Source organism: Bifidobacterium sp., from assembly GCF_051876855.1.
GTDB lineage: Bacteria > Actinomycetota > Actinomycetes > Actinomycetales > Bifidobacteriaceae > Bifidobacterium.
Genome location: NZ_JBJEIH010000122.1, coordinates 1 through 20,112 on the forward strand (window position 1 = coordinate 1; position 20,112 = coordinate 20,112).

At 61.8% G+C, this 20,112-nt stretch carries 14 protein-coding genes and 2 pseudogenes; 11 read left to right on the top strand and 5 right to left on the bottom strand.

Features of this window, described 5'->3' with window-relative positions; all coding sequences use genetic code 11:
• The 7 genes and pseudogenes from ACI38B_RS07940 to pyrE form a co-directional block, all read left to right on the top strand.
• A pseudogene (locus ACI38B_RS07940) lies at positions 1-302 on the top strand (aspartate carbamoyltransferase); the annotation flags it as partial.
• Positions 302-721, top strand: coding sequence for an aspartate carbamoyltransferase regulatory subunit (locus ACI38B_RS07945; RefSeq protein ID WP_015450618.1), 420 nt, complete (start codon positions 302-304; stop codon positions 719-721). The pseudogene ACI38B_RS07940 and the gene ACI38B_RS07945, both read left to right, overlap by 1 nt.
• A gap of 36 nt (positions 722-757) precedes the next feature.
• On the top strand, positions 758-2,188 hold the full coding sequence (locus ACI38B_RS07950; RefSeq protein ID WP_439730278.1) for a dihydroorotase: 1,431 nt from the start codon (positions 758-760) through the stop codon (positions 2,186-2,188).
• A 57-nt stretch (positions 2,189-2,245) separates the two neighbouring features.
• Entirely contained in the window at positions 2,246-3,211 is a 966-nt protein-coding gene (gene pyrF, locus ACI38B_RS07955) for an orotidine-5'-phosphate decarboxylase (RefSeq protein ID WP_439730268.1), read from the top strand.
• A 124-nt stretch (positions 3,212-3,335) separates the two neighbouring features.
• On the top strand, positions 3,336-4,160 hold the full coding sequence (locus ACI38B_RS07960) for a dihydroorotate dehydrogenase electron transfer subunit (protein WP_439730269.1): 825 nt from the start codon (positions 3,336-3,338) through the stop codon (positions 4,158-4,160).
• Positions 4,161-4,187: 27 nt separating this feature from the next.
• Positions 4,188-5,129: a dihydroorotate dehydrogenase gene (locus ACI38B_RS07965; protein ID WP_439730270.1), complete on the top strand. Its 942-nt coding sequence runs from the start codon at positions 4,188-4,190 to the stop codon at positions 5,127-5,129.
• Positions 5,130-5,237: 108 nt separating this feature from the next.
• Complete coding sequence (gene pyrE, locus ACI38B_RS07970) at positions 5,238-5,942, top strand: orotate phosphoribosyltransferase (protein ID WP_439730271.1); 705 nt, start codon at positions 5,238-5,240, stop codon at positions 5,940-5,942.
• A 153-nt stretch (positions 5,943-6,095) separates the two neighbouring features.
• Here pyrE and ACI38B_RS07975 read toward each other — a convergent pair whose 3' ends face one another.
• The 4 genes from ACI38B_RS07975 to ACI38B_RS07990 form a co-directional block, all read right to left on the bottom strand.
• Positions 6,096-7,019, bottom strand: coding sequence for a LysR family transcriptional regulator (locus ACI38B_RS07975; protein WP_029576700.1), 924 nt, complete (start codon positions 7,017-7,019; stop codon positions 6,096-6,098).
• A 74-nt stretch (positions 7,020-7,093) separates the two neighbouring features.
• Positions 7,094-7,792: an HAD family hydrolase gene (locus ACI38B_RS07980; protein WP_439730272.1), complete on the bottom strand. Its 699-nt coding sequence runs from the start codon at positions 7,790-7,792 to the stop codon at positions 7,094-7,096.
• A 176-nt stretch (positions 7,793-7,968) separates the two neighbouring features.
• Entirely contained in the window at positions 7,969-8,715 is a 747-nt protein-coding gene (locus ACI38B_RS07985) for a DUF4232 domain-containing protein (protein WP_439730273.1), read from the bottom strand.
• An 87-nt stretch (positions 8,716-8,802) separates the two neighbouring features.
• The gene (locus ACI38B_RS07990; protein ID WP_439730274.1) at positions 8,803-10,614 is read right to left on the bottom strand and encodes a bifunctional ADP-dependent NAD(P)H-hydrate dehydratase/NAD(P)H-hydrate epimerase; all 1,812 of its coding nucleotides are present in this window, start codon (positions 10,612-10,614) and stop codon (positions 8,803-8,805) included.
• Positions 10,615-10,843: 229 nt separating this feature from the next.
• Here ACI38B_RS07990 and ACI38B_RS07995 point away from each other — a divergent pair, with 229 nt between their 5' ends.
• Positions 10,844-11,551 (top strand): SGNH/GDSL hydrolase family protein, encoded by a 708-nt coding sequence (locus ACI38B_RS07995; protein WP_439730275.1) that lies wholly within the window; start codon positions 10,844-10,846, stop codon positions 11,549-11,551.
• An 82-nt stretch (positions 11,552-11,633) separates the two neighbouring features.
• Here the strand turns inward: ACI38B_RS07995 and ACI38B_RS08000 are convergent, their stop codons facing one another.
• A complete protein-coding gene (locus tag ACI38B_RS08000) occupies positions 11,634-13,235 on the bottom strand; it encodes an ABC-F family ATP-binding cassette domain-containing protein (RefSeq protein ID WP_439730276.1) in 1,602 nt (533 codons plus the stop codon).
• Between the two features lie 218 nt (positions 13,236-13,453).
• Between ACI38B_RS08000 and uvrA the strand changes: the two genes are divergently transcribed.
• From uvrA to ACI38B_RS08015, 3 genes and pseudogenes are all read left to right on the top strand, one after another.
• On the top strand, positions 13,454-16,426 hold the full coding sequence (uvrA, locus tag ACI38B_RS08005) for an excinuclease ABC subunit UvrA (RefSeq protein WP_439730279.1): 2,973 nt from the start codon (positions 13,454-13,456) through the stop codon (positions 16,424-16,426).
• A 110-nt stretch (positions 16,427-16,536) separates the two neighbouring features.
• A pseudogene (gene uvrC / locus ACI38B_RS08010) lies at positions 16,537-19,020 on the top strand (excinuclease ABC subunit UvrC); the annotation flags it as partial.
• A gap of 72 nt (positions 19,021-19,092) precedes the next feature.
• A partial coding sequence (locus ACI38B_RS08015) for a shikimate dehydrogenase family protein (protein WP_439730277.1) occupies positions 19,093-20,112 on the top strand: 1,020 nt, incomplete at its 3' end.

Below are 20,112 nucleotides of genomic sequence, written 5' to 3' on the forward strand. Positions count from 1 at the left end.
ACGTGCTGTACATGACCCGCGTGCAGAAGGAACGCTTCTTCAACGAGGACGATTACCTGCGCCTGCGCGACACCTACATCCTCGACGAGGCGAAGCTTCAGCTCGCCAAGCCGGATATGGCGGTACTCCACCCGTTGCCGCGAGTCAACGAGATTTCCGTGGACGTCGACCACGACCCGCGCGCCGCCTACTTCGAGCAGGTACACAACGGCATGCTCATGCGCATGGCCTTGGAAAGCTCGGTGGTCGGCGACACGCTGCCCGGGTATGAGGAATGGAAGAACGAGGAGGTCCACGCCTGATGGAAGTCACCAGCATCCGCAACGGCATCATCATCGACCACGTGCCCGCGGGCACCGCGCTCAAAGTGCTGCAATATCTCAAAATCGACCCGACCAGCACGAAGCTCGCGCTCATCATGAACACGGACAGCCGCCAGTACGGTTCGAAGGACATCATCAAGATTGAAGACGCGGGGGATCTGAACCTTGACGTGCTTGGCTTCATTGCGCGCCAGGCGACCATCGACATCGTGCGCGGCGGCAAGATTGTGCGCAAGGAGAGGCCGAATCTGCCTGAACACATGGTCAACGTCATCAAATGCAAGAATCCGCGATGCGTGACCACCACGGAACGCGGAATCGACCAGATGTTCCATCTGGTGCACTCGGAACGCCAGGAATACCGTTGCGACTATTGCGACGAGGAAGCCAAGCTCTGAGCCGCGCCGCGAACGCCGAGGAAAGGAACGATGAGTATGCTCACGCTGCACGACATCCGCGTCTGGGACACGGGGGAGAGGATCGACCTCGTGATACCCGGCACGGACGCCCAGCGCTACTTCGACGAGCCGGGAGCCGTGTCTGACGGCGAGTTCGACGCCTCCGGGCTGACCGTTGCCCCAGGGTTCGCCGACCCGCACGTCCACTTCCGCGATCCGGGACAGACCTACAAGGAATCCATGCGTTCCGGGTGTGCTGCGGCGGCCTCAGGTGGCTATACGCGGGTGCTTATCATGCCGAACACGTTGCCCGCGATGGACGGCGAACCCGCCCGACCGGGAACGCCCGGCGCGGATGACGTACTCGCCGCCGGTGCCCGTGACACCATCGACTATCTTCAGCATTACGACGCGACCCATGATGGCGCGCTGCCCGCACGCTACGACCTGTGCGTGTGCGCGTCCGTGGATCGTGTCGGAGCACAGGCCACTGACCCCGAGGATTGGCGAGTGCACCTGCCCGGTGTCGGCGATGATACAAAAGACCAATACCAGTTGGCGCATCCGGTCACCGCGATCAGCGATGATGGTGCGGCCGTCCCGGACGTGATCCTCGACCAGGTGCTCGCCAATGCGAAAGCCACCGGGCTGTATCTCATAGAGCATTGCGAACACCATGACAGCGGCTTTATCAACGAGGGGCCGGTCAGCCGCAAGCTTGGCGTGCCCGGCATCCCCGAGGACACCGAGCTGCGCATCGTCACCCGTGATATCGAAGCTTCGCGGCGCACCGGCGTGCACGTGCATTTTCAGCATGTGAGCACCGCCGGGTCGTTCGAGGCAATCCGCGCAGCCAAGGCGGAAGGCCTGCCCATCACCTGCGAGACCGCGCCGCATTATCTCGCATTGAGCGACGAGGCGATCCTCACCTACGGCGTCATGGCGAAAATGAACCCGCCGCTTCGTTCCGAAGCAGACCGCAGGGCCACCGTCGCGGCGATTGCGGACGGAACAGTCGACCTGATCGCCACTGACCACGCCCCGCACGCGCAAGATGAGAAGGCCGCGGGCCTTGAACAGGCCCCGAACGGCATCATCGGCCTTGAATGCGCGTACGGCGTATGCCATCGGGTGCTGGTGGACGGCGGTTACATCTCCGAGCAGCGGCTCATTGAACTCATGTCCGTGGCTCCGGAGCACCTCATGGGGCATACGCCGACCGACGTGGCCGGGCTGCTGAATACCTCCTCACGATGCGCGACCAAACGCACCCTTGACCTTGCTGCGGTGGAGCACCCCGAAACCGTGGATCTGGCGATTCTCGACACTTCCCGGCACTGGACCGTGGACAAGAACCGCTTCCATTCCAAGGCGCGCAACACGCCGTTCGACGGCTGGCAGGTCACCGGCCTGCCGCTCGCCACCATCATCGGCTCGCGGTTGGTGTTCTCCCGCATCGGAGCCTGAACCGGCAACCGTCGCAATACCCAAGCCACATGCTCACAGCGTTCTGAAAGAAGGCACATGGACAAGCTCATCGAAGCGATTAACACGACGCACAATCCAAGCGTCGTCGGGCTCGACCCGACCGACCAGGTGGTGCCGGCGCAGCTCATCGACTCCTTCCACGAGGAGGTCGCCGACCAAGTCGATGACCCGGCTGAAATCCCCGCCATGCAGCGCGCGGTCGCGTATTTCGAGTTCAACCGCGCAATCATCGACGCGATTGCGGGCATCGTGCCCGCCGTCAAACCGCAGATCGCGATGTATGAGGCCTTGGGACCGGCCGGCATCGACACCTATGAGATGACCTGCGAATACGCGCAATCCCAAGGCTTGTACGTGCTCGGGGATATCAAGCGCGGCGATATCGGCTCGACGGCCGCCGCCTACGCGCGGCATCTGGGCGGGCTCAACGCGCAGGATGGCGACGCGCTTGACCTGTGGCATGAGGACGCCGTCACCGTCAACCCGTATCTGGGCACGGACGGCATCACCCCGTTCGTGGACGCGGCCAGCGCAGCCGATAAGGATCTGTTCGTGCTGGTACGTACCTCCAACCCGTCCAGCAAGGAAATCCAGGAGCTAGAGCTCGCCGACGGGACACGCCTGTACGAGCGGGTCGCCGACCTCGTCGAGCAGTGGGGCGCCGAAACGCTTGGCGCATCCGGATACACGCGTGTCGGCGCGGTCGTCGGGGCAACCCACCCCGAGCAAGGCAAACGGTTGCGTGAACGCATGCCGCACACCTTCTTCCTGGTCCCCGGCTACGGGGCGCAAGGCGGCACTGCGCAGGATGTCGCCGGCATGTTCGATGCCAACGGCTCCGGGGCGATTGTCAACTCGTCCCGCGGCATCATCGGCGCATGGCGCAAGAACGGCGGATACGACGCCGGCATGTCCGCCGACGATGCGCTCGCCCTGATCGCCACCAGTGCCCGGGACGCGGCAATCGCCATGCGGGACGATCTGGAATCCGCGCTCGCCTGACACACCGCGTAATACGGCGAAACACCGAAGCAATAGAATGCACGCGTCGGCGGGCGCCTCGCACGTTCAGCCGCACAGGTTCAGCCACCACAGCTACCAAGCCCAACAGCCCAAAGGAGAGGCAATGCCCAACGCAACGTTTATCCCAACCTTCGACGTGACCGCCGAAGCATCCCGTGCGGGACGCTTCCCCGGCAGGCGCACCGTACCGGTGGTGGATAACCGCAGATTGTCCGATGGCATCTATCGACTTACCTTCCGCGACAGCTACATCGCGGGACATGCCAAGCCGGCCCAGTTCGTGGACCTGTATTCCGCGGATCCCACGCGCCTGATGCCGCGACCGTTCGGTGTCAGCGAAATCGAAGGCGATGACGTGAGCCTGATCTTCGCGGTCGTCGGCAAGGGCACCGAGGAGTTCTCCCGGCTGGCAGCAGGCGATACCGTCGATGTCATGGGCCCCTTGGGACGGGGATTCGACATGAAAGCCGCCGCGAACTATGTGCTGGTGGCGGGTGGTCTCGGCGTGCCACCGCTGCTGTATGCCGCCCAGAAGCTCGCGCTGCGCGATGACGCGACCGCGACCGCCGCGTTCGGATACCGTGACGAACGCTTCGCCGACGAGCTGGTGGCAAAATACGCGGAACGTGTGGAAAGCATCACCAACGCGCAAGGCAATGTCGTCGATCTGCTTGATTCGATTGAGGACTCGCTGGTCAACGGGGAACTGCCCCCGGTCATCCTGTCCTGCGGCCCGATGCCGATGATGCGTGCCGTCGCCTCCTGGGCGGTCGCGCGTGATATCCCATGCCAGTTGAGCCTCGAGGCGCGTATGGGCTGCGGGTACGGCACCTGCTACGTGTGCGTCGTCGACACGGCGGCAGGACGGCAGAAAGTGTGCGTCGCCGGCCCGGTATTCACCCCGGAACAGCTCGGATGGGACAAGTAGAGGTCAAGCACGATGCAGGAGCAGCAGATGGACAAGCAGATCAACGTTTACGAACCGCACGAATGGAAGCACAGTACCGTGGTCGCCGGTGTCGAGTGGAAGAACCCGGTAGGCACCGCCTCGGGCACGTTCCAGTATGACGCGTGCCACTGGTTCTACGATGTCAGCCAGATGGGCGCGGTGACCACCAAGGGCGTTTCCCCGGTCCCGTGGGAAGGCAATCCCGGGCCTCGCACGGCTGAAACCCCGGCGGGTACGGTCAATTCGGTAGGCTTGCAGAACCCGGGCGTCGACCATTATCTCGTAGACGAACTGCCCAAGCTCAAGAAGGAAGGCGCGACGGTTGTCACCAATGTCGCCGGCCATTGCGATGACGACTACGCCGAAGTGATCGCCAAACTTGCCGATTGCCCTGCGGACATGCTGGAAATCAACGTGAGCTGCCCGAATGTCACCCACGGCGGTATGAGCGTGGGCACCGACCCGGTAGCACTCAACCGGCTGATCACCCGCTTGCGTCATATCACCTCGAAGCCTTTGATCGTGAAACTCACCCCGAATGTGACGGATATCGTCCCAATCGCGAAAGCCGCGGTGGACGGTGGTGCCGACGCGTTGAGCATGATCAACACGCTGGTCGGCATGCGTATCGATATCCGTACGGGCGAGCCGATTCTCGCGAATCGCACGGGTGGCGTGTCCGGGCCGGCGATTCTTCCAATCGGCTTGAGCTTTGTATGGCGTGTGCGCCAGGCGTTGCCTGATATTCCGATCATCGGCATCGGCGGCATCGATTCCGGTGAAAAAGCCTTGGAATACTTGTATGCCGGGGCGAACGCCGTCGAGGTCGGTGCTGCGGCGTTGTACGAGCCGACCGCTCCGATGCGCGTGGCCCGCGAACTGGATGACCTGCTGGACTCCCGGCCCGAGCTTGCCGCGAAACTCGCCGCAGGCCAGACCTGGCGGTGACGGTCAACCCCCTTGCGGTACCCTGATGTTCCGGAAACCGTCTGCACCCAGTGCAGGCATCGGCCGTGCCCTGGGGTGCGGCCGAATAGTGAAAGGACCCTCTGACCTATGACTGAGCAGAAAGTGCCGCTCGACCGGAGATTTACCTCGTTCCTCCTGCAATCGCAGGCCCTGAAATTCGGGGATTTCACCTTGAAGTCAGGCCGTCGCTCACCGTATTTCATCAACGCGGGAGCCTTCGACACCGGTCGCAAGATCGCTTTGCTCGGCTCGTTCTACGCGGAGAAAATCAACGCCGCAATCGCGGACGGAACCCTGCCCGGGGATATCGATACCGTGTTCGGGCCCGCGTATAAGGGCATCCCGCTGGCGGTTTCCACGTCGATCGCCCTGACCGCGCAATACGATATGGGCGTTGGCTACACCTTTGACCGCAAGGAGCGCAAGGATCATGGTGACGGCGGCATGTTCGTCGGAACCCAGCTGCGTGACGGCATGAAAGTGCTGCTTGTCGACGACGTGATGACCGCCGGCACCGCCGTGCGCGAGGTCGTGCCCAAGCTGCGCGAGGCGGCCGACGTGCAGATCGTCGGGCTGGTGCTGTCGGTCGATCGCATGGAGAAAACACGGGACAGTGATATGTCCGCCGTCGCTGCCGTGCAGCAGGAGTTCGGATTCCCGGTCGTTTCCATCGCGAACGTGCGGGAGATTTTCGATGCGGCATCACATATGACCGGCGATGACGGCCTGCCGCTGCTCGACGAGGACATCAAGATGCGTGCCAAGGAGTATCTCGACACGTATGGCGCGTGACAACCGCATGATGTGATTCGCACGTCACGGCGGACAACGGCCGGCCGGGAACCACTGTATGGGGTTCCCGGCCGGCCGTATCTGTTCGTATGGGTGGGTATTCACGGTCGCCACCATCGCACCCGGTGTGTGGCGACCTCGCGTCTAGCGGAATCAGTCGATGAGCTTGTACCCGTGGGAGGCGATCACCGTGCGCAGCTTGTCCAGATAGGTCTGCGCGGCGGTCGAGAGTTTCGCACGCTCGTTGGTGATCCAGCCGAGCAGCATCGTCTCATCCGTGTCAAGCGGCACAGTGACGATCTTCTCGTTGTTGAGGTCGCCGTTGTCGATGCCCGTGCACACGGTGTAGCCGTTGAGACCGATGATGAAGTTGAGAATCGTCGCACGGTCGGTCACGTTGATCTGCTTGGGGGAGTACTCCGGCCACACGGCTTCCTCAGCGAAATAGAAGCTGCCTTCGGAGCCCTGTTCATACTGGATGAACGGGAATGGCTTGAGATCTTCCATCGTGACTTTCTTCTTGCCTGCCAGCGGATTGTCGCGCGAGATGAACACGTGCAGGTTCGCGCGGAACAGCGGGTGGAACACGAGATGCTTCTCGCGCAGCAGCTTGTTGATCACGTTCTTGTTGAAATCGGACAGATACAGGATGCCGATTTCGGACTGCATGTTGGCGACCTGGTTGATGATGTCCTTGGTGCGCGTCTCGCGGATGGTGAACTCGTATTCGTCGGATTTGATCGAGTTGATCATCTCGACGAACGCTTCGACGGCGAACATGTAATGCTGGGTCGAGACGCTGCACAGCTGCTTGCGTGGCTTCGCATTCTTGTAGCGTTCCTCGAGCAGCGAGGCCTGGTCGAGCACCTGACGCGCGTAGGTGAGGAATTCCGCGCCGTCCACGGTCAGCGCGATGCCCTGGGAGGATCGGGTGAAGATCTCGATGCCCAGCTCATGCTCCAGTTCCTTGACCGACGAGCTCAAGGCCGGTTGCGAGACATACAGCTCGTGGGAGGCCTCGTTCATCGAACCGCATTCGACGATTTTGACGATGTACTTGAGTTGTAAGAGAGTCATAAGAGGATTTTATATCACGAGGATGTCAAGAATTGGATGGTTATATCCACATGCTGGTGCGACACTCCACTGGATCAAATCCGCACGCCCAACGATTGCAGCTCGCGTCTGGCGTGCGTCGCGTCATCGAACAGGAACGCATGCATGCCAACGGATTTCGCCCCCTCGACATTGCGAGGCGTGTCGTCGAAGAACACGCTGAATGCGGGGTCAGTGATACCGAAACGGCCCAAAGCCAGACGGTAGAAGCCCGCGTTCGGTTTGAACTGCTTCTCCACGCCCGACACCACGGTCCCGTCGAGCAGCTCTTTGAGCTGCGGGAACTTGTCGAACGCGAAGTGGAAGGTCTCATACGACCAGTTCGTCAACCCCCACACGCCGTATCCGGCTGCCTTCAAATCCTTGAGGAGCGCTTCCATGCCCGGGATGATCCGTGTCAGGGAATCGTCGTAGCGGGCGATGTAATCGGCGAAGATATTAGCGATATCATCCCCGTGGTCGCGCCTGACATCCGGGAGGATATCCGCGAGCGCCTCACCGTGGTCCATACGATCCTCATAATCGAAGAAGCCATACGGGTCGTCCGGCGCACAGATGCGGTCGACCAGACTGTCGGGGTAGCGGCCGCGCAACGCGGCACCACACTGCCAGTCAATCAGAACGCCGCAGAAATCGAACACGACATCGCTGATTGCGGCGGCCTCATGTTCCGTGGGCTCTGCGCGCTTCTTGCCGTCTTGCGGTCCTGCCGTCTGCGTTGCCAGTGTCGTCATGCTGTCCCTTCCTATGAGCCCCGGCGATGGTCACCGACGGCGTGCGTCATTCATCAGTCAGCTCCGCCAGCGACGAAGCCCGCACCATAGTCTAGCGGCAGCGGCCCCCGGACTTGCGAAGACCGGCGTATCGGGGATATGAACATCTCGGGAACGTATTGCAAACAGGGCGTGGCTCACTCCTCGCCTGGTTGGAATACCTGGACGTACAGGATCTGGGTGTTTTCATCCGCGCATCCGGTGAGGCCCGTGGCATCGATGCTGATGGCGTCCGTCTGGTCCGGCGGATAGATGAGCATCGTGTCAGCGGCTGTCGGCGTGCAATCCGCGGCATCGAAATTCCCGGCGTTCACGATGCGCAGGGCGCTGTGTGCGGATTGTCCCGGCTTGAGTGTGATCGTGGAGGCGGTGACCGTGCTGTCGCGCTTCGCTGCCGCGCCGATTTGCGTGTTCCCGTGACGCAGCGAAACTCCCGGATACCCGCGCAACGTGCAGGTCTGCGTACCGGAATTGGTCAACACCAGATACGGGTAGGAGCTTCCCGCGCCCCCGCCTGCGCCTTGCGTCAGCTTTGCGGTCAGTTCCTTCGTGGTGCATGCGCCGGTAGCGACGGCGGAAGCGGAGGCTGATGCCGAGACGGACGGCGAGGATGCCGACGCGGTGGAGGAGGACTGTGAAGCTGCGGGGGACGATGCCGAGACGGACGGGCTGGCATCCGTTCCGGATGTTGAACCGCACGCGCACAGGGAGCCGGCCATCACCGCCACACTCAATGCGATCGCAGCCCACGCCCGAGCCGGGGAATGCACCCCGGACCGCCGCGATGAACCGGTACCGGACGACGAGCTGTTGGAACCATTGCCGTGCTGAGAGCCGATCATGATATGTCCTTCCTCTGCGAAGCGCGCAAACTCTTCTGCCATTCTCCTACCGTTGACGCATACGACCACGTCATGGCTTCATTGTACCTGTACCGTCGCTGGGAACGGGGAACCTGACGTCCGCGGGTTTCACCCGATGAGCTTGGCGATGGCCTGTGGAATGGCACGCACCACATCGCTCGCGATAATCGGTTCGCCGGCATCATACCCGGTGTTGCGCTCGCCTGCACCGTAGATTTCGGGCGCACGCCAACCGCATTGCGTCGCATGCGAGGCGATGGCGGCCGCAAGACCGTGCAGATACACGGCCGCGGCGACGGTGTCGGCCACCGCAGGGGCGTCATCGGGCGATCCGGACACATCGGACTGGGACAGCAACGCCCCGATCATGCCGGCAAGTACGTCTCCCGCGCCGGCCGTGCCCAGCCATGCGGGGGCGCGTCCGCACAGGAGAATACGCGTGCGGTCACTATCGTACGGGTCTGTGCCGGCGATGACGCTGATCGCGCCTTTGAGCACAACCGTCGCACCGGTACGCTCATGGGCGAGCTGCGCATACCGGGCGGGTGCCGACATCACCTGGTCGGCTGTAACCGGCCCGTTTATGGCATCGAGTCTGGTCAACAAGCCCGCCAACTCCCCAGCGTGCGGGGTGATCACCACATTGCCGGGAACCTGGGTGGGCAGCAGGTCGAGTGCGCCGGCGTCCACGACAATGGGCGGCATCGCGTCAGGGTGAGTGTCCTTCGCTGCCGCATCGTCACCGTCGTCGCTGGTTCCGGTCTTGTCGGTGAGCGCATAATGTGCCAGCAGCCGTTTTATGGTCTCGCGTTGGATATCGTCGGCGTCTGCCGTGTCCGCGGATGCGGGGACACCCGAACCGACGACCCAGGCGTTCACATGCCCTTTGCCGATGACCGCTTCCGGCAGCGTACGCAGCACGAGATCCTGGGCGCGCTGCGGGCCGAGGTAGCGTACCATGCCGATGCCCGATCTTGCGGCTGCGCTGGTTCCCAGAACCGCAGCCCCCGGATATCGCGTCGATCCGGTGATTAGCCCCACGACCCCGCGCGTGTATTTCATGTCATGCACGGACGGCACCAGAATGGAAGAGGATGCGAGGTCGGCGTCCATCATTTCCGCAGCGGGTTCGGCTTCGTCGATATCGAACCCGAAATCGACGAGTGTGACTTTGCCGCAGGCATACGCTGCGGGAGGCAACATGGCGCACGGCTTGAGGGCGCCGAACATCACGGTTCGGTCCGCAGTAAGGCACGGGCCGGGGAGTGTACCATCGTCCACGCCGATACCCGAAGGCGTGTCCACCGCCAATATCAGCGGCCGGTCGCCCGGATGGTCTTGGGCCGTCTCGGAATCAGCACGCCCGTCGATACCCCACGAATCCAATAACGCCGACGTCAATGTCGCCGCGATGCCGTGCAATGCACCGGAAACCCCGATTCCCGTCATCGCATCCATGACAAGATCCGCCTGATTGACCAGATCGACGGCTACGCGGAGACGCTCACCAGCTTCGCCGGCGGAGAAACCGGTGACGCAACCGGGAATCTCGGCTTCCGGGTCAAGGACCAGCACACGTCCGCCGCTATGTGCGAACGCTGCGAAACCGGCGTCATGCAGGCCCCGTCCGACGGCGACCACCGTGACTTGGGCGTCCTCTCCGGCAAGTTGCGCTGCGGCGAACAAGCCGTCGCCGCCGTTGTCGCCGGCTCCGGCGAGTACGACCACATTGGCGTCCTCGAGTGCTACGCCTTGGGCGCCGAGCATGCGTTTGGCCTCATGCGCGGCGGCTGCCGCAGCCATACGCATCAGTGGGACGCCGTCATCCAACAGCGGCCGCTCCAGTTCACGTACCGTGTCCGCGGCGTATGCGTTGAATCTAAGCATTTGCACGCGTTCATGATCGATGCTTTCACCCATGGCATGGCCCCTTTCCTATCATTGGCGTCCAGGCCCGCTGCGCCCGGCATCAGGACTGCTCTTCCAACTGTAGTCCCTTTCAAGGTGAATCATGCTCCATCCCGTTTCCGGGGTTGCGGCCGGATGCCGTGGAAGAACGCGGCATTCGGTGTTCGTCGCCCCTTGGACGGTACAGTGGTGGGGATGAGCGAATCGGCGAAAAGCCGGGAGAAGACCAAGGAGCGTGGGAATGAACGTTGTAGCGGCTGCTGAAGCGTTATGGGCGCAGCATACGATCCATCTTGATCCTGAGCCGCAAGGGGAGCGGCACGGTGTCGTCAACGCCGATGATGCCGGTGACGCGCTGTCGTTCGTCGCCGTGGGTGATTCGATGATCGCCGGTTGCGGGGTTGAGAACCAGTCCGAGGGATTCACGCCTGCCATGGCATCAGTGTTCTCCGATATGCTCGACAGGCCGGTTGACTGGCGTGCCGTCGGCAAGCTTGGCGCCACGATGCGCCGCGTTCGGTACCGTCTGCTCCCGCAGGTCGATCACCATGCCGATCTCATGGTGTTGTGCGCCGGTTCGAACGATCTGATGGCGCGCAGGACCATCTCCCAGTGGAGTGACGACCTGTCCGCGTCGATTGACCTGGCCAAGGGGCGCGCCGACCATGTGGTCGTGTTCAGCGCCGCTCAGCTGTACCGCAGTCCTTCGCTGGGGCGGTCGTTGCGCCACGTGATCGCGGACATGACCGACGAGCAGACACAGACCAGCCGTGAGATTTGCGAACAGCATGGCGTCAGGTTCCTTGACATGACCCACGAGGATGTGCATGCCGACCGCGACGATTTCTACGCGCACGACCATTTCCATCCCAGCGCATACGGGTACCGGTGCATGGCGGAACGCGTCGGACAGCTGCTCGGCGGGTGGATGGCCTCCGAACTGCGATAGCATCAGTTGCGGCTCTGCGTGGCCGCGATGCCGGAACCGGCGTTGCGGCCCGAGAAGGGGCTAGGTCGGGCCTGTGCCGCGGTTATTCTTCGGCGACGAGCTCCAAATACCCGTCGTTCCACAAGTCCTCGTCGCCGTCGGGCATGAGCAGGACACGTTCCGGGTTCAACGCCTCGACAGCCCCTTCATCGTGGGTGACCAGTACGATCGCACCCTCGTATTTCGCAATCGCCTTGAGGATTTCGTCACGGGAGACGGGGTCGAGGTTGTTGGTCGGCTCATCCAACAGCAACACGTTCGCACGGGATGTCACCAGCGTGGCGAGCGCCAATCGGGTTTTCTCGCCGCCGGAGAGCACTTTCGTCGGCTTCATCACGTCATCGCCGGAGAAGAGGAAACTGCCCAGAATCGAACGCGTATGCGTGTCGTCAAGCTCGGGGGCCACATGCTGGAGATTCTCCAACACCGTCGCATCCATATCGAGCGTGTCGTGCTCCTGAGCGAAATACCCGATTTTGCAACCGTGCCCGTACACCACTTCGCCGGTATCCGGCTGCTCCTCGCCGGCCAGGATTCGCAACGTCGTCGTTTTGCCGGCGCCGTTATAGCCGAGAATCACGACGCGTGAACCCTTGTCGATCGCAAGATTGATGCCTGCGAACACGATATTGGACCCGAAGGCCTTGGAAATATCCTTCGCCATGATCGGGGTACGGCCGCAAGGCGCCGGTTCCGGGAAGCGGATGTCGGCGACTTTCTCCTTCTTCTCCGCCTCGCTTGTCTCCGCCAGCAACCGTTCGGCGCGGCGCATCATATTCTGGGCGGCGACCGCCTTCGTAGCCTTCGCGTGCAGCCGGATGCCCTGCTTCATCAGGCGTTCTGCCTTCTTCTCCGCGACCTCTCGCTCACGGCGGCGACGCTCCTCGTCAACCACACGCTGGTGCAGATAGGCCTTCCAGCCCAGCGAATACATGTCGATCTGGCCAAGCTGGGCATCCAAATGCCACACCTTGTTCACAACCTCGTCCAACAGCTCCGTGGAATGGGAAATCACCAGGAAGCCGCCTTCGAAACGCTTGAGATAGCCACGCAGCCACTCAATCGAATCAGCATCCAAATGGTTCGTCGGCTCGTCAAGAATCAGCGTGTCAGCGTCGGAGAACAAGATGCGCGCCAGCTCGATGCGCCGCCGCTGGCCACCGGACAATGTGCCCAGCTGCTGCTGCATCACCTCTTGCGGCAGACCAAGGCTATCGGCCATCGAAATCGCCTCGGACTGTGCGGCATACCCGCCGGCCTTCTCAAAATCCTGCATGGCCTTGTCATACCGGTTCATCGCCTTGGTCATCACATCAGGGTCAGGATTGGTCATATCCTTTTCCGCCTTGCGCATACGCGAAATGATCGTCGCGATATCACGGGCGCTCATCATCCTGTCCAACGCGGTCTGCGTAGGGTCGGCGGCATGCGTGTCCTGAGGAAGATACCCAAGCTTGCCGGAAATGCGAACAGAACCCGCGGCGGGGAGCATATCACCGGTGATCACGCGCGTCAGTGTCGTCTTGCCCGCGCCGTTTCGGCCGACAAGACCGATTTTGTCGCCCTTGACGACATGGAAATCGGTAGGGTGCAGCAATGTACGCGCCCCGATCTGAATCTCCAGTCCCTTCGCCTCGATAGCCATGCCAACCTGCCGTTTCTTTCATCATCCGGGTCAAAGTCCAACGGGTTATCTTACCCATGGGGCGCCGACGTGGCGGGCGCGGCATGGTGCGACACGCGCGGCGCTCGCCGACGGTTCAACACAATATCGAACATCTGTTCGAATTTCGTCGCGCTTGCCTGTATCCTAGAACCCAGTACCAGACGTATCGGAGGCAAGACGTGAGCACAGCACAACAGGTGCAGCATCAGCAACGCACCACCGCGACCGAGCATATCCTCGACAGTGATTCATTCCTGAAGCGGGAGCTCGCCAAAGCGCCATTGCGGGAGCATAATGGCTCCCTTGTCGCTGATATCAGCCACATCCCCAACGACCTGAAAATCACCATCCAGGGCGCTCGCGAACACAACCTCAAGAACGTCGATTTGTCAGTGCCGCGCAACCGCATGGTGGTGTTCACCGGATTGTCCGGGTCGGGCAAATCATCGCTGGCGTTCGACACGCTGTTCGCCGAAGGGCAACGCCGATATGTCGAATCCCTAAGCGCCTACGCGCGGCAATTCCTGGGGAGGATGGACAAGCCGAATGTCGATTTCATCGAGGGCTTGAGCCCTGCGGTGTCGATTGACCAGAAAACCACGAACCGCAACCCCAGATCGACGGTCGGCACCATCACCGAGATTTACGACTATCTGCGACTGCTGTTCGCGCGTACCGGAGAGCCCCATTGCCCGGTGTGTGGCGAACCGGTGAGTGCGCAGACCCCGCAGCAGATGGTTGACTCCTTGCTTGCCATGCCCGAGCGCACACGTTTCCAGATTCTCGCCCCCGTGGTCAGAGGCCGCAAAGGCGAATTCGTGGATCTGCTTGAACTCCTGCGTTCCGACGGATATGCCCGTGCCTTGATTGACGGCGACATGCGGCAACTGTCCGACGACATCAAACTCGCCAAGCAGAAGAAACACACCATTGAAGTGGTGGTTGACCGTCTGGTCATCAAGGACGGCATCCGCCAACGGCTCACCGATTCCATCGAGACGGCGCTGAAACTGTCCAAAGGCCTGGTTGTCGCGGATTTTGTCGATCTCGACGAACACGACCCGAACCGTCGGCGTCCGTTCTCAGAAAAGCGGGCGTGCCCGAACGGCCATCAGCTTGAGCTTGATGAAATCGAGCCGCGTACCTTCTCGTTCAACGCTCCGTACGGTGCATGCCCCGCATGCACTGGCATCGGGTACAACTTGGAAATCGACCCTGAACTGGTGATTCCTGACCCGTCGAAAACCCTCAACGAAGGCGCTATCGAGCCGTGGGGGCTGACCAAGGGCACCGGTGATTATTACCGGCATGTGCTGGAAGGCCTCGGCGAGGAGATGGGATTCGATCTCGATACGCCGTGGCAGGATCTGTCTGAAGACGTCCGTCATGCCATCATGTACGGCCATGATTTCAAGGTCAAGGTCTCGTACCGCAACCGTTGGGGTCGTCTGCGCGAATACTCGACGGGATTCGAAGGCGTCGTGCGTACGCTGATGCGCCGTCATGACGAGACGGATTCCGACCAGATGAAGCAATACTACGAGTCCTATATGCGCGAGGTGCCCTGCCAGGCGTGTGACGGCAAACGCCTACGCCCGGAAGTGCTGGCCGTGACGGTGGACGGCAAATCCATCGCCGACGTGTGCGATATGCCGGTCGAGCGCAGCCTCGCATGGATCAAGAACCTGCGTCTGGAAGGTTCGGCTGCCGCGATTGCCGGCGAGGTGGTCAAGGAGATTAGGGCCCGTCTCGCGTTCCTCAACGATGTCGGATTGAGCTACCTGACCTTGTCACGCGCGGCGAAGACCCTGTCAGGCGGCGAGGCACAGCGCATACGGCTCGCCACTCAGATAGGCTCCGGGCTCGTCGGGGTCATGTACGTGTTGGATGAGCCTTCCATCGGCCTGCATCAGCGGGACAACAAGCGGCTGATAGAAACGCTTCATCATCTGCGCGATCTGGGAAATACCCTGATCGTCGTCGAGCATGACCAGGAGACTATCGAAACCGCGGACTGGCTGGTCGATATCGGCCCCGGAGCGGGCGAGCACGGCGGCGAAGTGGTCTATTCCGGTCCGGCCGCGCATATCGTCGACGCGCCACGCTCCATCACAGGCGACTACATCGCCGGGCGGCGTGCGATCGAAGTGCCGAAACGTCGTCGCCGTACCAACGCTGGCCGGAGGCTCACCGTTGTCGGCGCTCGGGAGAACAACCTCAAGAACATCAATGTGAACTTCCCGCTGGGTGTCATGACCTGTGTTACCGGCGTGTCCGGTTCGGGTAAATCCACGCTGGTGAACACGATTCTGTACCCCGTGCTGGCTGACAAACTCAATGGCGCGCGCATCGTGCCTGGGAAACATACCAGGATTGAGGGCATCGAACAGTGTGACAAGGTCATTCATGTCGACCAGAACCCCATCGGCAGGACCCCACGGTCCAATCCGGCCACGTACACCGGCGTGTGGGACAAGATCCGTGCACTCTTTGCCAAGACGCCCGAAGCCCAGGTGCGAGGCTATGGGCCGGGACGGTTCTCGTTCAATGTCAAGGGAGGCCGTTGCGAAGCCTGCCACGGCGACGGCACGTTGAAGATCGAGATGAACTTCCTGCCCGACGTGTACGTCCAGTGCGAGGAATGCCACGGCAAGCGGTACAACCGCGAGACCCTGGAAGTCAAATACAATGGCAAATCGGTGGCGGACGTACTCGACATGCCCATCGAGGAAGCGGCAAAGTTCTTCAAAGCCTACCCGTCCATCTCCCGGTATCTCGATACGCTCACCCAGGTCGGCTTGGGATATATCCGTCTGGGACAGCCGGCGACGACCCTGTCAGGCGGTGAATCGCAGCGAGTCAAGCTGGCGACAGAGTTGCAGCGGCGCTCCACCGGCAAAACCGTCTACATTCTCGACGAGCCGACCACCGGCCTGCATTTCGAAGATGTCCGCAAACTGCTCCTTGTCCTGCAGGGGCTTGTCGACAAAGGCAATACGGTCATCGTGATCGAGCACAACCTCGACGTCATCAAGTCGGCGGACTGGATCATCGACCTCGGCCCGGAAGGCGGCGATGGCGGCGGTACCGTCGTCGCGCAGGGTACGCCCGAACAGGTCGCGAAGAACGAGAACAGCTGGACCGGCCGTTTCCTCAAGGACATGCTCTGAACCTCGGGGACACCGGGAAACTGGAAACGGCGGAGGTAGTGCCGCACGCGTGCGCGAACGTACCGGAATTGAAATGCAACAGGTAGCCACGGAAAGGAATCGACGAGCAGATGGGCATCATCGAGCGCCACAGCCCTGATCGCTGGCGTGCCACAGCCAAGGGGATTCTGGCCGAGCAGGCTGTGCAGAGGCATGATTCCACGATTGTGGACGGCCCTGCAGACGGTGCAACAGACAGCAAGACGGGTGAGCCGCGGGGTGTGAACGCGAACGGAGCCCCGCTGCTTGGCGACTCACGAGACCTTTTCCGCCCGAAAACCGGTGACATTCCCGCTGAACCAGGCGTGTACAAGTGGCGTGACGGCGAAGGCAGGGTCATTTACGTCGGCAAGGCGAAGAACCTGCGCAACCGTTTGACGAACTATTTCCAGCCCCTCGACCAGCTGCATCCACGCACCCAGACCATGGTGCTCACCGCCCGAAGTCTGGAATGGACGGTGGTCGGCACCGAGCTTGAGGCGCTGACCCTTGAATACACATGGATCAAGGAATTCGACCCACGATTCAATGTCGTGTTCCGTGATGACAAAACCTATCCGTACCTCGCCGTCTCGGTGGGGGAAAGTGTGCCGCGCGTATGGGTGACGCGCAGCAGAAAGCGGCGTGATACCAGGTATTTTGGCCCATACGCGAAGGTGTGGGATCTTCGGCACAGCCTGGACAGACTGCTCAAGACCTTCCCGGTGCGCACATGCTCGGACGGAGTGTTCAACAAGGCGCGTCTCACCGGCAGGCCATGCCTGCTCGCCTCAATCGGCAAATGTTCCGCACCCTGCGTCGGACGTATCAGCGAGGCCGACCATCGCCGCCAATGTGAGCGGCTGGTCGGTGTGCTCACCGGAAGGGTCGGTAAATCATACATCGCCCAGCTCGGCCGGGAGATGAAGACGGCGAGTGACGACCTTGATTTTGAACGCGCTGCAAGGCTGCGGGATGAAATCGCGATGCTGCAGACCGTCATGCAGCAAAATTCCGTCGTTCTCGACCAAGATGTGGACGCCGACGTCTTCGGCCTGTCCTCTGACGAGCTTGAAGCGTCGGTCCACGTGTTCTTCGTCAGAGACGGATCGATTCGAGGCGAACGCAACTGGACTGTCGAACGCGTCGAGGACATCGGGGACGACGAATTGATGGCCGACCTCATCGTTCAGGTGTACGCCGATTTGCTCCATGAACGCAGTGACGTCCAAAGCTCCCGTACCGGCGAGGGCCCCCAGCCGATCAATGTCCTCGAACGCAGAGACGCCATCGGAGCCACCCAGAGCGTCACCGCTTCGGACAGCCTCACCAGGGCGCAGGCAACCAGAACCCGCCACGAACGGCTGGAACAAACCGGCCGCGCCGACTTGCTCGCCCCGATCGCCCCGGTGCCGCGGGAAATCCTCATGCCCATCGAGCCGGCAAGACGGGCTGATCTCGAGGCATGGCTCAGCGGCGAACGCGGATCGTTGGTGACGATTCGGGTCCCCGGTCGCGGCGAAAAACGAACCCTGATGGAACGTGCCAACGACAACGCCGCCCAAGCGTTGCAACGCAGCAAAATGAGCAGGATCAGTGATATCGGCGCCCGCACCCAAGCGATGAACGATGTCGCGGACGCGCTCGGATTGCCCCAGGCGCCGCTGCGCATCGAATGCTACGACATCTCCAACACCATCGGAGGCGCCTATCAGGTGGCGTCGATGGTGGTGTTCGAAGACGCCATCGCCAAGAAATCCGAATACCGCCGCTTCGCCATCCGCGGTGATGACGGCAAAGGCGCGCTCGACGACTTGAGCGCACTGTATGAGACCCTGTCCAGACGATTCCGCCACGGCAATATCGCCGGCGACTCCGGCGACAGTATGGACAACGAGCGTAGAATCCGGCAAGCCGAACAGCATGCGTCCGAACAGCATACGTCCTTCGCCGAAGACCGATCCGAAACCGGCAACGGAGAACCGGCAGGTACGACGACGGCAGACGCTGCCAGAGCGTCGGGGTCTGCCGTCGTGTCCGGGTCCGCGCAGTCCATCCCGGCGCAGCACACGGTCAAACAGGACGCCGTGCAGGATGCCGCCGCGGACGAAGTCATCCAGCAGAACACCCAACGGCGTCATTTCGCTTATAAACCGAATCTCGTCGTCGTCGATGGCGGCAAACCCCAGGTCATGGCGGCGGCGAAGGCCCTGCATGACTGCGGGGTCGACGATGTCGCCGTATGCGGTCTGGCGAAGCGTCTCGAGGAAGTATGGGTCCCGGATGACGACTATCCGATCATCCTCCCGCGCCAATCCGAAGGCATGTACCTGCTGCAACGCGTGCGCGACGAATCGCACCGATTCGCCATCACCTACCATCGTCAGACACGCAGAAAAGGGGCTTTGCGCTCCGCGCTTGACGACATTCCTGGCATCGGGCCGTCCTACCAGAAGCGTCTGCTCAACGCATTCGGATCGGTCCGAGCCATGCGCGAGGCGAGTATCGAACAGCTCGAACAGGTCAAAGGCATCGGCCATGCCAAGGCTGAGGCAGTGTACGAGGCGCTCCACACGAAGGACGAGTGATTCGGCTACCATGGGCAATGCCGGGAACGTCGCCACCGAACGGGTGCGCGGCATGAAGACATGACTGGAACACGGGGAGGCACACGCATGATGGATATCGAGGATTCCGCGGGAGCGCCGATTACCGGCAACCAGTGTGCGGTGCTCGGCAAGCCGATTAGGCATTCACTCTCGCCGACGTTGCACCAGGCCGCCTACCGCGCGCTCGGCCTCGCCGACACGTGGTCGTACCATCGCTACGAGATTGACGAAGACCATCTCGGGTTATTCCTGTCGGGTCTAGATTCGAGTTGGCGGGGTCTGAGCCTCACCATGCCGTTGAAACGTACCATCCAGCCGTACGGGATCCCCTCCAATATGTGGGCGCGCAGGCTCGCCGTCGCCAATACCGTGGTTTTCGACTGGGATGAGCCCGGCATTCCCGGACCGGCGCGAGACCACGGTCTTCCCCTGATGCGTCTGTATAACACGGATGTTGACGGCATCGACCTCGCGATCCGTCACGCGTGGCAGACCGCTGGGACGGATATGCAATACAAGGGCCGTGATATGCGCGCGCTGGTCATAGGCAACGGGAACACCGCGATGTCCGCAATCGCCGCATTGTCCCAGTTATCCTCCCCGGAGGGAGCGCCGGTGCGGCATATCACCGTAGCCGCACGCCATCCAGAGCACAATGCGGACATCGTCGCACTCGCTGAGCATCGGGACAGTGGCAGATTGTCGGACATCGGCATCGACGTCGACATCATCGCGCTCGACCGCGTCCTGGAGATAATCGCGGATTGCGATATCGTGATTTCGACGCTCCCGTCGAGAGCCGCCGATCCTATCGCGGACGCCATGGACGAAGCCGGCGCCACGGCGCACGGCACCTTGCTCGACGTCGCTTATGACCCACGTCCCAGCGCGTTGCACCGCGCCTGGTCGCAGGCGGGCGGCCTGTCCGTCGGCGGCGAGGACATGCTCCTGTATCAAGCCATCGGGCAGGTATGCCTGATGACCGGCAGGGGAGCGGAGCGTTGGAACGGGGACCAGCCGGCAGTAGTGGAGGAAGTCGATGCCCCGCTGGAAGATGCA